The sequence below is a fragment of the Hyphomicrobium sulfonivorans genome (genome assembly GCF_013306565.1).
Classification (GTDB): domain Bacteria; phylum Pseudomonadota; class Alphaproteobacteria; order Rhizobiales; family Hyphomicrobiaceae; genus Hyphomicrobium_A; species Hyphomicrobium_A sulfonivorans.
In genome coordinates, this window is record NZ_PZPO01000004.1 from 206933 (window position 1) to 219935 (window position 13003).

Annotated in this window: 17 protein-coding genes; 8 read left to right on the forward strand and 9 right to left on the reverse strand. The window is 61.3% G+C overall.

Annotation, left to right across the window (positions count from 1 at the left end):
* Positions 1-199: 199 nt before the first annotated feature.
* The gene (locus C6Y62_RS09230; RefSeq protein WP_157066750.1) at positions 200-358 is read left to right on the forward strand and encodes a hypothetical protein; all 159 of its coding nucleotides are present in this window, start codon (positions 200-202) and stop codon (positions 356-358) included.
* Positions 359-450: 92 nt separating this feature from the next.
* Here C6Y62_RS09230 and purQ read toward each other — a convergent pair whose 3' ends face one another.
* The 4 genes from purQ to purC form a co-directional block, all read right to left on the reverse strand.
* Positions 451-1155, reverse strand: coding sequence for a phosphoribosylformylglycinamidine synthase subunit PurQ (gene purQ / locus C6Y62_RS09235; RefSeq protein ID WP_083509705.1), 705 nt, complete (start codon positions 1153-1155; stop codon positions 451-453).
* Between the two features lie 129 nt (positions 1156-1284).
* Positions 1285-1758 carry a hypothetical protein gene (locus tag C6Y62_RS09240; RefSeq protein ID WP_173953687.1) on the reverse strand — a complete coding sequence of 158 codons (474 nt, stop codon included), beginning with the start codon at positions 1756-1758 and terminating at the stop codon, positions 1285-1287.
* Between the two features lie 29 nt (positions 1759-1787).
* A complete protein-coding gene (gene purS, locus C6Y62_RS09245) occupies positions 1788-2030 on the reverse strand; it encodes a phosphoribosylformylglycinamidine synthase subunit PurS (RefSeq protein ID WP_068462512.1) in 243 nt (80 codons plus the stop codon).
* Between the two features lie 121 nt (positions 2031-2151).
* Positions 2152-2946, reverse strand: coding sequence for a phosphoribosylaminoimidazolesuccinocarboxamide synthase (gene purC / locus C6Y62_RS09250; RefSeq protein ID WP_173953688.1), 795 nt, complete (start codon positions 2944-2946; stop codon positions 2152-2154).
* 334 nt (positions 2947-3280) lie between these two features.
* Here purC and C6Y62_RS09255 point away from each other — a divergent pair, with 334 nt between their 5' ends.
* Positions 3281-3604 (forward strand): DUF1476 domain-containing protein, encoded by a 324-nt coding sequence (locus C6Y62_RS09255; protein WP_068462507.1) that lies wholly within the window; start codon positions 3281-3283, stop codon positions 3602-3604.
* A 109-nt stretch (positions 3605-3713) separates the two neighbouring features.
* Here the strand turns inward: C6Y62_RS09255 and C6Y62_RS09260 are convergent, their stop codons facing one another.
* Positions 3714-4295 carry an RBBP9/YdeN family alpha/beta hydrolase gene (locus tag C6Y62_RS09260; protein ID WP_173953689.1) on the reverse strand — a complete coding sequence of 194 codons (582 nt, stop codon included), beginning with the start codon at positions 4293-4295 and terminating at the stop codon, positions 3714-3716.
* A 119-nt stretch (positions 4296-4414) separates the two neighbouring features.
* On the opposite strand from C6Y62_RS09260, the gene C6Y62_RS09265 reads away from it, so the two are divergent.
* Positions 4415-5245 carry an outer membrane protein gene (locus tag C6Y62_RS09265; protein WP_173953690.1) on the forward strand — a complete coding sequence of 277 codons (831 nt, stop codon included), beginning with the start codon at positions 4415-4417 and terminating at the stop codon, positions 5243-5245.
* 82 nt (positions 5246-5327) lie between these two features.
* Here the strand turns inward: C6Y62_RS09265 and C6Y62_RS09270 are convergent, their stop codons facing one another.
* Positions 5328-6401: a hypothetical protein gene (locus C6Y62_RS09270; protein ID WP_173953691.1), complete on the reverse strand. Its 1074-nt coding sequence runs from the start codon at positions 6399-6401 to the stop codon at positions 5328-5330.
* Between the two features lie 106 nt (positions 6402-6507).
* On the opposite strand from C6Y62_RS09270, the gene C6Y62_RS09275 reads away from it, so the two are divergent.
* Positions 6508-6834, forward strand: coding sequence for an excalibur calcium-binding domain-containing protein (locus C6Y62_RS09275; RefSeq protein WP_173953692.1), 327 nt, complete (start codon positions 6508-6510; stop codon positions 6832-6834).
* 399 nt (positions 6835-7233) lie between these two features.
* Positions 7234-8712, forward strand: coding sequence for a catalase (locus C6Y62_RS09280; protein WP_173953693.1), 1479 nt, complete (start codon positions 7234-7236; stop codon positions 8710-8712).
* A 114-nt stretch (positions 8713-8826) separates the two neighbouring features.
* Here C6Y62_RS09280 and C6Y62_RS09285 read toward each other — a convergent pair whose 3' ends face one another.
* On the reverse strand, positions 8827-9015 hold the full coding sequence (locus C6Y62_RS09285; RefSeq protein WP_173953694.1) for a hypothetical protein: 189 nt from the start codon (positions 9013-9015) through the stop codon (positions 8827-8829).
* 284 nt (positions 9016-9299) lie between these two features.
* Between C6Y62_RS09285 and acuI the strand changes: the two genes are divergently transcribed.
* Positions 9300-10286: an acrylyl-CoA reductase (NADPH) gene (acuI, locus tag C6Y62_RS09290; RefSeq protein WP_173953695.1), complete on the forward strand. Its 987-nt coding sequence runs from the start codon at positions 9300-9302 to the stop codon at positions 10284-10286.
* Between the two features lie 3 nt (positions 10287-10289).
* On the opposite strand, the gene C6Y62_RS09295 is transcribed toward acuI, so the two are convergent.
* Both C6Y62_RS09295 and C6Y62_RS09300 read right to left on the reverse strand, forming a co-directional pair.
* Positions 10290-10811: a GNAT family N-acetyltransferase gene (locus C6Y62_RS09295; protein ID WP_173953696.1), complete on the reverse strand. Its 522-nt coding sequence runs from the start codon at positions 10809-10811 to the stop codon at positions 10290-10292.
* Positions 10812-10863: 52 nt separating this feature from the next.
* A complete protein-coding gene (locus C6Y62_RS09300) occupies positions 10864-11664 on the reverse strand; it encodes an enoyl-CoA hydratase (RefSeq protein ID WP_173953697.1) in 801 nt (266 codons plus the stop codon).
* A 239-nt stretch (positions 11665-11903) separates the two neighbouring features.
* Between C6Y62_RS09300 and cysE the strand changes: the two genes are divergently transcribed.
* Both cysE and C6Y62_RS09310 read left to right on the forward strand, forming a co-directional pair.
* A complete protein-coding gene (cysE, locus tag C6Y62_RS09305) occupies positions 11904-12740 on the forward strand; it encodes a serine O-acetyltransferase (RefSeq protein ID WP_173953698.1) in 837 nt (278 codons plus the stop codon).
* Positions 12741-12785: 45 nt separating this feature from the next.
* Positions 12786-13001, forward strand: coding sequence for a DUF3126 family protein (locus C6Y62_RS09310; protein WP_173953699.1), 216 nt, complete (start codon positions 12786-12788; stop codon positions 12999-13001).
* Positions 13002-13003: the final 2 nt, after the last annotated feature.

Sequence of the window (13003 nt, forward strand, 5' to 3'; positions counted from 1 at the left end):
GCGACGCCTTCGCGAATGAAGCCCCGCTCGGGTAGGGGTGTACCTGTCCTGCGGCCGGACGGCGCTGCACAATACGCACTACTGCGATGCAGCATTCTGCGTTTTCGGTTCTGGTTCCGAAGCTTAGTCTTTCCCTCAGTCGATCGGCGCCGTTCCCCCAGTAGGCCGCGACACCCCTCATGCAGAGAAGACCTGGCCCATGCCCGGGACCAAGACAGCCATGATGATTGCAGCCATCCTTGCCGGTGTTTTCGGCATTGGAGCGCGCAAAAGCGCCGTCGAACTCTCGGAGGTGCCGACTGTGCCGCAGAACAGCGGCAGCCGCACCAAGGCCGCTTCCGGCCCCGGCCTGATCTAATCCGATCTTATTGGGAAGCGCGGCGGCCCAACCGTGAGCGCTTCGGACCCTATCAGCCCGAAGCGTGAATCATCGGTCGATCATCAGCGTAATCAGACCATCGGCTCGACGGCGGCGAGCAGGGCGCTTTCAAACATGCGCCGACCACCCGTGCCACCGAGCGCGCGCTCGAACAGGCGCTCGGGATGGGGCATCAGGCCGACCACGCGCCCCGAGGCATCGCAGATGCCGGCGATATTGCGCTGGGCACCGTTGGGATTGCCCGCTTCATTGGCTTCGCCGTTCTCGTCGCAATAGCGGAACACCACGCGGCCTTCGCCTTCAAGCCGGTCAAGCGTGTCGGCATCGGCAAAATAGTTGCCTTCGGCATGTGCCACCGGCATGCGTACAATTTCGCCCTTGCGATAGCAGCGGGTGAAAAATGAGCTGTCGTTATCGACGCGCAGGGTGACGTCGCGGCAGATGAATTTGAGCGACGCGTTGCGCATCAGCACGCCCGGCAGCAGGCCGGATTCGCACAGCACCTGGAAGCCATTGCAGATGCCGAGTACCGGTGTGCCAGCCTTTGCCTTGGCGATCACGTCGCGCATGATCGGCGAGTGGGCCGCCATGGCGCCGCAGCGCAGATAGTCGCCATAGGAGAAGCCGCCGGGCAGCACAATGAGGTCCGACGCAGGCACCGAAGCGTCGCCGTGCCAGACCATGTTGACCGGAAATCCGGTGATCTTCTCCAGCGCAACCTTCACGTCGCGGTCGCAGTTCGAGCCGGGGAAGACAATGACGGAGGCGCGCAACATCGGGGCTTCAACTCCTGTTCGTGCGGCACCGGAACGTCCGGTTCATGGTGCCATAAGCGGCATCGGGTCCGGGGTTCCGGATATATGGTGATCGGCGTTCGGGGCACGAAGCGCGATCTATAGCAGCCGCTAGTGCGGCGACTGAAGCGGTGATCGCTGACTATTACGCTTCTCAACCTCGTCACGCGATGCGTCGGTTAGCGCCTTGTCGCCCGCTTTCATCTCGGCGGCAAGAGCGGCAGTCTTGTCAGCGCCGCTGTAACCACAGACCTTGCTGTCAGCGGTCCAGACGCCGGTCACCTGCAGGCGCAGCGTCCGCAGGGTCACGGCCGGGTGCGCCGGATGCCAGGGCGTGGTGAAACCGAGTTCAGCGCGCCAGGGCGGCGTTTGTCCGGCGGGCGAATTGATGCGCACGACCTCGAAGCCATCTTCTTCGGCCGAGCCAGCAGCACCAGCAATATTGAAGGCGGCGATGCGCAGCGTGTCAAAACCGCTGGCGCAGTCAATCTGAGGTGGCTTCGAAGCATCCTGCGCAACGGCGCCGCCGGTATCAGGCAGCGCTGCGAGGAAGAGGGCGGCAACGGAGGCGGCGCCAGATTGCATTGCTGCCATCCAGGGCGATCGCATCATTGTCAGGGCGCCAGTTCGTAAGCGTAATTTTCAATGACGGAGTTGGCGAGCAGGTCACGGCACATGCGCTCGACCGTTTCGCGCGCCTGCTCTTCGCTGGTGTTGGCAAGCTGTACTTCGATGTACTTGCCCTGCCGCACATCATCGACGCCGGTGATGCCGAGCGCAGAGAGCGCATTCTGGATCGCTTTGCCCTGCGGATCGAGGACACCGTTTTTCAGAGTAATGCGAATGCGAGCTTTCATAACCGTCCCGGGCAAATAGTGGTGGTGACACGCGCTTGAGGCCGCATGCATCGGGTGGAAGAGGGGAGCGAGCGCCCCGTAGAGCCGTTCGCTACACCCTATTTACCGTAAGCACAAACGATCAGTTTGGCTTGCCGTTGGCCGACGGGTTCGAGGCCACGAGCACGGGACCAAGACCCTTTACCGGGCGGTTGTCGGTGAACACGCCGAGGCGGCGGGCAACTTCCTGATAGGCTTCCAGCAGGCCGCCAAGATCGCGACGGAAGCGATCCTTGTCGAGCTTGTTGGACGTGGCGATGTCCCACAGGCGACAACAGTCGGGGCTGATCTCGTCGGCGAGCACGATCCGCATCTGGTCGTTTTCCCACAGGCGTCCGAACTCGACCTTGAAGTCGACGAGGCGGATGCCGATGCCGAGGAACAGACCGACGAGGAAGTCGTTGATGCGCAGCGCGAGCTGCATGATCTCGTCGATTTCCTGCGGAGCAGCCCAGCCGAATGCTGTGATGTGCTCTTCGGAAACCATCGGATCGCCGAGCGCGTCGTCCTTGTAGTAGAACTCGATGATCGAACGCGGCAGCTGCGTGCCTTCCTCAAGGCCGAGGCGCGTTGCAAGCGAACCTGCTGCAACGTTGCGTACGACGACCTCAAGCGGAACGATCTCGACTTCGCGGATCAACTGCTCGCGCATGTTCAGACGGCGCATAAAATGCGTCGGCACACCGATCTCTCCCAGACGCAGGAAGATGTATTCGGAGATGCGATTGTTGAGTACGCCCTTGCCATCGATCAGCGCATGCTTCTGCGCGTTGAACGCGGTGGCATCGTCCTTGAAGTGCTGAATGAGCGTGCCGGGTTCGGGCCCTTCGTAGAGCACCTTTGCCTTGCCCTCATAGATGCGACGACGCCTGTTCATCGAGACTGTGTCCTTTGACTTGAATTACGTGTCCTGCACGGATGCGAGCGACCCCTGGGCAGGCTCCAAGTTGTTGAAACTACAGAATATAAGGTCTGCAGGTGCCGCATTTGAGTGATGGCTGGCACGGTCGGTCACCCGGGGCTGACACTAGCCGAAGCCGCCCTCGGAAACAATCTTCAGGATGGGAAAGGTCTAAGTGTCGCTAAACAGATGCCCCGACCGTGGAATAACTGGGGTTAGCCCGGCGTAAGGGGCTGATTCTGTATCGGTGGATGCAACCTTTCCCCCTGCCGCGAGGTTTTGCGGCGTCCTTTTGTGATGGAGAACTTTGATGACGACTTTCGACGAGCGCGAGAAGGGTTACGAGAAAAAATTCGCGCTGGATCAAGATCTTAAGTTCAAGGCGGAAGCCCGTCGCAACAAGCTGCTGGCGGAATGGGCGGCCGAAAAGCTGGGCATCTCTGCCGATGGCGTTGCCGATTATGCCCGTTCGATCGTCCGCGCCGACCTCCAGGAAAAGGGCGACGATGACGTTTTTCGTAAGCTTCACAAGGACTTCGCCGACGCTGGCGTGAGCATTGACGATCAGGATATCCGGGCCAAGATGTCCGAGTTTCTGGCTCAGGCCGTCACTGATATCGAAGGCAGCCGCTAGGGCTGAACCTGCTGGCCGCACAGGGCATTCCGCTTGTGCTCTGTGCGGTCATTAGCTTGGAAGGCGGGCGTTCATCCATCCGGAGCTCGCCGATATGCTCAGTGCACAATTAAGACTTTAGGTCGGCCAGGAATTTGCCGAACTTGAGCAGGCCGTCCGGCCAGGGACCGAAGCCGTGCTCCTCGGCGATGTGGCCGGCCTGCCCCACATCCACAAATTTCGCGCCCCAGGCAGCGGCCATCGCTTCCGCCCGCGCCTGTGTGCAATAGGGGTCGTCGTTGGCCGCCAGTACCAGCGCCGGGAAGCCGAGCGGCTCGGTCGGCACCGGCGCAAAGCCGAAATTGTCGGCGGGCCATTTGTGGCCATTGTTTTCCGGCCAGTCGGTGGAATTGTCGACGTCGGCGGGCGCCACCAGAAAGGCGCCGGCCACACGCCCTGCAGGCAGCTGTGCCGCGGCATAAGCCACTGCAATCACACCCAAACTGTGCGCGACCAGTATAGCCGGGCGCTCTGTCTGCTCGACGGCGGCGACGATGCTTTTCACCCACGCGTCGCGGTCGGGCGTCTTCCAGTCCGGCTGCTGGATGCGTTGCGCAGTTTTGAGATTTTTCTCCCAGCGGGTCTGCCAGTGCCCAGGACCGGAATCGAGCCAGCCGGGCACGATGAGGATGTCGACTTCTGATGATTTCATGGGATCGGCCTCATCGGATCAGGGTGAGTTTCAGAACTCGTCTTGGCGGGGCGCGATGCGAACAAAGCGCGACTCAGATTAAGGGTAGGTTCCCGCACTGAACAATCGGTGGAGACGTGATGGACACGCTGTGGACTTTGGTTCAGCCGATGCGCCGGGACATCCGCCGCTTGGGTCGCGCATCACTTTCAGTCGCTGCTCTGACGGCGATCCTGGCTAGCACCGCAACGCACACACCGGCAAATGCCGATGGCTACATACCCGGCGCAGTGTGGACCGATTCCCAATACGTCACCGACTGGAGCGGCTTCTACGTCGGCGGAAAATTCGGCGGCACCTGGGGCGACATCGGCTGGGCACAGCATTACACGGAATTCGTTCTGCCGGGCGCGGCAGGGCAGGAAGCTTCGTTCTCGCCCGGTGGCGTTGCCGGCGGCATCATGGGTGGTGCTAACCTGCAGATGGGCTACTGGATATTCGGCCTCGAAATTGGATTCGTTGGTACCGGCCTGTCGCAATCGACCGCCAGCCCGTCCTTCCCTGCAACCGACACTTTCAAGACCGACATCGATTGGCTGCTGAGCATCGAGCCGCGCCTTGGCTACACGTTCGACCGCACGATGGTGTTCATCAAAGGCGGTTGGGTCGGTGGCAATGCCTCGCTGTCGGTTGCGGGTGTCGGCACCGGTGGCGCTTACAAGACATTCAAAACCGATGAGTTCGTCGACGGCTGGAGCCTTGGTGCGGGCGTTGAATATGCCTGGTGGCCGAGCTTTATCGTCGGCCTCGAATATCAGTATGTGCACCTGAACCTGAGCACTGCGGGATCGTGCGACCTGTGTCTGATCGGCATTCCGATCGGCACCGAGGCGGCTATCACGGGCGGCGCAGATATTTCATCGGTCATGCTGCGCGCCAGCTACCTGTTCCGGCCCGAAGACGGCTTCTGAGCGGCGCGCGCAATCGTAACGATCACCATGAAAACGGGGCCGCCGGGGTACAAGCTCCGGCGTTTTTGCTTTTCAGCATGGCTCACGCGTCGGCGGCCTTGCGCGCGCGATCGACCAACCCCGCCGTAATGGCGATGGCAGCAGCTATCGCAACGGCGATGACGAGCGGGCTGCGGTCAAACGGGACGGCAACAGCAAACCGCTGCAGCAACATTCCGCCGCCAAACACAGCAAAGACGGCGAGGGCGACTACGACGGGCGGCACGGGCGTCGCAATGTCAGCGCGCGCGAAGCTGCGGGTGTAGCCAGCGGCGATCAAGCCGAGCATCAGCACCATCATGAAAACGATCTGCAGCACGGGCGGGGCGGCAAAGCTGGTGGCGTCGGCGCGGCCACCGCTCAATATCCAGCCCAACGCTACCAGCCCATAGGGCAGCCAGATACTGGCCAGCAGAGGCGTCCAGATACAGGTTTCGATCGTCGCCCTGGCGGCGGCGGGAGGCGGCGTGGCGGTGCGCCCGGCCAACATGATGGCAACAAAGCCAGCAGCGACCAGCACGACAAACGCAACGCCGATCAAAAACGCCAGCGTTGGATAGTGCCCCAACAACACCAGATTGATTTGCGTGGCATAGGCCTTCGGCAGTTCCAGCAATGTCGGCAGCAGGAATAGAAACCAGACGCCGAAGCCGAGGCCCGCGCGGTCAATGATTGACGCGAGCGCGATGGCGAGAACGGTGCCGGATACCAGTGTCGCGATTGCGGTGAACCTGAAGCCCGCACCCGGCTCAAGCACCAATCCGCTGATGTCTTCAAGCGCCAGCGTCAGCCCGACCGCCTGAGCAAGCGCGAGTGCCAGCGCCAGAATGATGCCCATGCGCGCCAGGGTCGCCCCGTTTTCAGGTGTGGCGTGCTGCCAGCGCATCAATGATGGGAATGCGAGCTTGGCGGTTTCGATCAGCACCAGCGCCGACACCAGCGGCATGATGCCGATGGCGACAAAGGAGGCTGCATCGATTGAGGCGGCTGTGCCGGACATGCGCGCCAGCAGCGCGACATCGACACCGCTGAGGGGCAGATGGGCCGCTAGGCGATAGGCAGCCAGTGCTGCCAGCGTAACGAGGGCACGGCGGAGCAGGGCTTGATCGAGCGGCATTAAGCGCAAATCCAGATTGTGGCATGGAGAGCATAACAGGGCCGGGCGGTGCTTGATATGCTTTGCACCGGTCGGCAATCAATACTTGCCGGGGTGGCAGGATATTATGGCAACGCGGACTGCGGATGCGGGCGGAGTGGTGCTGTTAGCATTGCGGCTGGTGGTGGCCGCCCTATGGGGCTTGGCTTCGGCCGCGGTAGCGCTGGCCTTCGATTGCCAGAAAAAGTACTGCCGCGAGATGTCGAGCTGCGCCGAAGCCCGTTATCAATATTCCGTATGCGGCTATACGAATCTTGATCGCGACAAGGATGGCATTCCCTGCGAAGTTGTCTGCGGTTCCGGCAAGCGGACACCAAAGCCAGCGCCGGGACGCAGCGTCGACAAGGTGGAGGACGCCAATGTGGTCAATCCGGCGTCACCCGGCAGTGATTGATCGAGAACCACAGCCGGCCGGAGCGCTGACGGTTGGCGCTGCGGCGGTGGAGGTTCGGGATCTTATGGGGTGGGCGATGCGTTCCAACCCGGCACGCCCTTGCAATCCAACCGGCAGAGAGCGGCGATGAATTTGCTGATGCGCGTTTTTGTTGGTGTCGTGGCCGCGTGGATTACGCCCGATGCAACGCCGCAGAGGTCGCATCACGGGCCATCTGAATGCGCTTATGAGGATCGCTGTCAGGATATGCGCAGCCGCCTGCGTGTGGTGCGCTGACACTTCGCTGCGCAGTTCGTTGGCCGATTAGTGAAACTTATCGGTTGCAGCAGGAAAGACGATTTTACTTGGCAGGTCTCGGCGGGCTCCTTGGCGCTTCCCTCAGCCATCCGGGAGCTAATGATGACCGACACCAAAACTCCACATAACGTTCTCACCACGACCGCCGGCGCGCCGATTGCCGACAACCAAAATTCAATGACTGCAGGCCCGCTGGGGCCGCTGCTGATTCAGGACTATCAGCTCGTCGAGAAGCTCGCGCATCAGAACCGTGAGCGCGTGCCGGAGCGCACGGTGCACGCGAAAGGGTGGGGCGCATACGGCACCTTCACCGTCACGAGCGACATCACGCAATATTCCAAGGCGGACATTTTCTCGGCCGTTGGCAAGAAGACCGAAATGCTGGCGCGCTTCTCGACCGTCGCTGGCGAGCAGGGCGCCGCCGATCATGAGCGTGACGTGCGCGGTTTCGCGCTGAAGTTTTATACCGGCGAGGGCAACTGGGATCTGGTCGGCAACAACACGCCGGTGTTCTTCGTGCGCGATCCCTACAAGTTTCCCGACTTCATCCACACGCAGAAGCGGCATCCGAAAACCAACATGCGCTCGCCCACCGCGATGTGGGATTTCTGGTCGCTGTCGCCGGAGAGCCTGCATCAGGTGACGATCCTGATGTCGGATCGCGGCATCCCGCAGAGCCCGCGCTTCATGCACGGTTTCGGCTCGCATACCTACTCGTTCATCAACGATGCCGGTGAACGGTTCTGGGTGAAGTTCCACTTCAAGGGCCAGCAGGGCATCAAGAACCACACCAACCGCGAAGCCGAAACGATCATCGGCAAGAACCGCGAGTCATATCAGGCGGATCTTTTCAGTGCGATCGAAGCGGGCGATTTCCCGCAGTGGAAGCTCTATGTGCAGGTGATGCCGGAAGCTGATGTCGGCAAGCACTGGTACAATCCGTTCGATCTCACAAAGGTGTGGCCGCACGCTGACTATCCGCTGATTGAGGTTGGCGTGATGGAGCTCAATCGCAATCCGGAAAACTACTTCAACGAGATCGAACAGGCCGCATTCGCGCCCAAGAACATCGTGCCCGGCATCGGCTTCTCGCCGGACAAGATGCTGCAGGCTCGCATCTTCGCGTATGCGGATGCGCACCGCTATCGCATCGGCACGCACTATGAGCATCTGCCTGTGAATGCACCGAAATGCCCGATGCACCACTACAACAAGGATGGCTCCATGCGCTTCTTCGGCCAGCAGACCGGCGCGCAGGATGCATACTATGAGCCGAACTCATTTGGCGGTGCAAAGGAGGATGCGCGCTTTGCCGAACCGCCGTTGCACATCTCGGGCAATGCCGACCGCTACAACCATCGTGATGGCAATGACGACTATCGCCAGCCGGGTGATCTGTTCCGCCTGATGAGCGCTGACGAGCAGGGCCGCTTGATGGACAACATCGCCGAAGCGATGACGGACGTTCCGGAGGAAATCGCGCGGCGGCAGATCGAGCACTTCTATAAGGCCGATCCGGCGTACGGGCGCGGCGTTGCCGAGCGCCTGGGCATCAGCATCACCGCAATGGCTGCCGAATAAAGTCGTTTGGTGATTTCAGACAAAGCAAAGGCGCGGAGGGGACTTCCGCGCCTTTGTTTTAGGAGAGCGCTCCAGGACGGGGGAACCAGAGCGCATCAGTCAAATGAGGGATCGCTACACCACGCCAACAACGATTGCAGCGATCAGGCCGAATGAAAGAAGAGCGGCAAGAACATTTAATCGGACCATCAGTTCCATTGTCGCCTCCAATTGTCGTGCGGCATGAGCAACTTCAAACAAAGCAAACAAAGGATGCCATCCGCCCGATTTGTAGCACCGGTCAACGCGGAACTTAGAACGCACAACACGCTGCTACGGTTGCAAGGGTATGTTCCCTTTTTATCGCTGCCAATCGAAATCGTTTTTGCGGCGCGTGCGTCAGTGCAATTTGCATAAGATGCCAACAACTCGTCCACATCCGCTTTCGTGTCACACGCTGTGTGACACCTTTGTACAATGGACCGAATGTGCGCGATGTTTCCTGATGCTAGAGGTGCGTGCAAACGGCATCACCGGGCGGAGTTGCGTGCCGACGTAAAATGCCGACTGTTGATGCGCTGCGATAAAAGAAATTGAGGAGCAGATTGATGGATGAGTGCTTTGCACTGGTTGCGACGCGTGGCGAAGGCGGTGTGAGTGCGAACTGGCAGTCCGTTTCCGATGCATCGCTGGGTGATGGCGACGTGACGGTGCGGATTACCCATTCAACCATCAACTACAAGGACGGACTGATCCTGACCGGGCGCTTTCCCGGACTGCTGCGCTATCCGATCGTGCCAGGCATTGACTTCGCCGGCGAAGTAATCGCGTCACACGACAGTGGATTGGCGCCGGGCGACAGGGTCATCCTCAACGGCTGGGGTTGCGGCGAGCGGCGCCCGGGCGGCTATGCGCAACGCGCGCGGGTTCCGGCGGAATGGCTGATCAAATGTCCGCCGCAGTTCACCACCGCTCAAGCCATGGCGATCGGCACTGCTGGCTACACGGCGATGCTGTCCGTTCTGGCGCTGGAAGATCACGGCATCACACCCGATCGCGGTGATGTGCTGGTGACGGGCGCAGCGGGTGGCGTCGGCAGTGTCGCTGTCGCGCTGTTGCATAGGTTGGGCTACCGCGTGATTGCCTCGACGGGACGGCCGGAGGAAGCGGATTATCTGCGCAGCCTCGGCGCCAGCGAAATCATCGCCCGCGCGGATCTTTCTGAACCGGCAAGCCCGCTGAGCAAGGAGCGCTGGGCGGGTGCCGTCGACGTTGCCGGGTCGCACACTCTGGCCAACGTGCTGAGTATGACGGCCTACGGCGGCTGCGTTGCGGCCACGGGGCTTGCGCACGGCCTCGATCTGCCGGCGTCGGTTGCGCCGTTCATTCTGCGCGGCGTGACGCTGGCCGGAATCGACAGCGTGATGGCACCGCGTGCGCAGCGGGTGCGTGCCTGGGCGCGGCTGGCAACGGATCTGGATGTGGCCAAGCTGGCGGAAATGACCGTTACGCGGCCGCTGCTTGATGTCGTCGAACTGGCACCGGAAATTCTGGCTGGCAAAGTGCGCGGGCGCATCGTGTTTGATGTGCCTTAAGCGTCAGTCGGCAAGCCGCTTGCGGAACAGCAGTTCAACGCGGTCATCATAGGCAAGGCCATCGAACGCGGCAGCCTGATGGAAACCGGCGCGCTCGTAAAAACGGATGCCGCCGGTGTTGATCTGTGAAGCGACCACCCAAAGATTGCGTTCGCCGGCCGCGCGCGCTTCACTTTCAAGCCACGCCAGCAGTGCTCCGCCAACACCGCGATTTTGCGCAACCGGTTCGAGCGCCAGAAACCGAAGATAGGGTCCACGCAACCACAGCGGCTGGATGAGGATGGCGCCAACCACGTTGCCGTCCAGGCGAATGGCGAAACACGGAATGCCGGGCTCGTTGGCGGTCATCATGGCTTGCAGCGGAGCGGCCGGATATCCGTACGAATGCCATGGGTCCATCGCAGCGAAGACGACGCCGAGGCGTTCGGCGTCCGACGCATCAAGGGACGTCAGTTCCAGCGCGGCACCGTCGGTCAGCGGCGGTAATTCATAGCTGGAAGCGGCGTAGCGCGCCGGTGCGCTCATCGGGTCAGGTCCGTCTCGATAGTTTGCGCTTACGACCAGGAGACATGGCGCGTTAGCGCCCTTTGAATTGCGGCTTGCGCTTTTGCATAAATGCCAGACGGCCCTCGGCGTAGTCTTCGCTCTTGAAGCAGGCGTCGACCATGGCGTCGAGCGTCGCGATATCCGGCGTCTGCGGATTGCGTGTCAGCTCGTCGATGGTGCGCTTGGCGGTGCGCACGGTCATCGGAGCGTTGGCCGCAATTTCCGCCGCCAGCGTGCGGGTGGTTTCAGCCAGGCCATCCGCCGACACCACGGTATTCACCAGTCCCATTGCATGGGCCTCTGCAACCTTGAAGCGCCGCCCGGTGAACAGCATCTCCTTGGCCCGCGCTGGCGGCACAGCAGCTAGCAGGGGACGCATCCAGCGGGCGTTGTAGCCCAGCCCCAGCTTGGCCGCTGGAATGGCAAACTGCGCCGCTTCATCGGCGAGACGGATATCGGTGCACAGGGCGACAGCCAGACCGCCACCCATGCAGAACCCATGGATCATCGAGATCGTCGGCTTGCTGCATCCCGAAAGCGCCAGGAACGCATTGTCGTTGAGTGCGTCATAGGCGGCGGCCGAAGCGCCGGATCGGGCATTCTCGAACTCGGAAATATCGGCGCCGGCCGAAAAGGCTTTCTCGCCCGCTCCGCGCAGAACAATGACGCGGATGTCCGGATCGGCCTCCGCCTCGGCGATCACCTCCGGAACCTGGCCCCACATACCCGCGGTGAAGGCGTTCATGCGCGCCGGGTTGGAGATGATGACAAATCCGATCTGCCCCTCGCGCTCCAGACGCAAAGAGGGAGTTTCGCAAGGGGTGTCAGGCATGGGGGAAATCCTCGTGTGATGGCGGCAGTAGAGCAATGAACGGCATTTGGCCGCAACGGGTCAGGTCGTCTCAATGGGAATGGGAGGGGTGGCGAGAATGCTGGAGGGTCGTATCAAATTCTTGGGAAGGTTATACCCTTAGAAGCCGTTGACGGGGCGGCGCCATGTTTGTACCCCCATTGAGCTGATGGCTCCGGGCCCGGCAAGGCGATGCGCAAAAGCAGCGCGAGGAACGCGACATGGCAGCCAGGACGATGCGGACTGCGGCTGACGGCAAGACATTGAACTACGATCCCATCTGGTCGGAAATTCTGCGCGAGGCAGAGAGCGCCATGGCGGCGGAACCCGCTCTCGGCAGCTTCATCTATGCCACGCTGCTTAGCCACGACCGGCTGGAGGAAGCAATCTGCCACCGACTGGCGCAGCGGCTCAACCATTCCGATGTCGATGCGGTGCTGATCAATCAGACCTTCCGGTCCCTGTTGCAAGCGGAGCCGGAAATCGGCGGCATCTTCCGCGCCGATCTGGCGGCGGTGTTCGACCGTGACCCAGCCTGCAACCGCTACATCGAACCGCTGCTGTATTCGAAGGGTTTCCATGCGCTGGCGACGCATCGTTTCGCGCATGCGCTCTGGAACCAGGGACGCCGCGACTTCTCGCTGTTTCTGCAAAGCCAGTCATCGCGCACCTTCGCGGTCGATATCCATCCGGCGGCGGATTTCGGTCAGGGCATCATGCTTGATCACGCAACCGGCATCGTCGTCGGTGAGACCGCGCGCGTCGGCAACAACTGCTCGTTCCTGCATGGCGTCACGCTGGGCGGCAGCGGCAAGGAAACCGGCGATCGCCATCCCAAGATCGGTGAGGGTGTGCTGATCGGAGCGGGCGCCAAGGTGCTCGGCAACATTGTTGTCGGTGACGGGTCGCGCATTGCAGCTGGCAGTGTGGTGCTGAAGGAAGTGCCACCGCACGTGACCGTGGCCGGTGTCCCCGCAAAGATCGTCGGCTCATCGGGCAGCGCCGAGCCGGCGCTCGAAATGGAGCAGACCTGGGTCGATGATTTCGGCGGCCTGTAAAAATTCGCGGCGGCATGGAGCTGCGGCGCCTAGGAGAGGTAGAAAGTGGAACCCAAAGAAATAGCCCAGCTTCAGTCTTATCTGCGCAAGACGTTCGGCTCCAAGAATCTTGAAGTACGCGCCCGTCCCAAAAAGAAGGACAGCGCCGAAGTTTTCGTCGACGGCGAGTTCATTGCGGTGCTGTTCCGCGAGGAAGAAGACGGCGAGACGTCGTATCAGTTCCAGATGGCCATCCTCGACGTCGATCTTGAGCAGGCTTGATC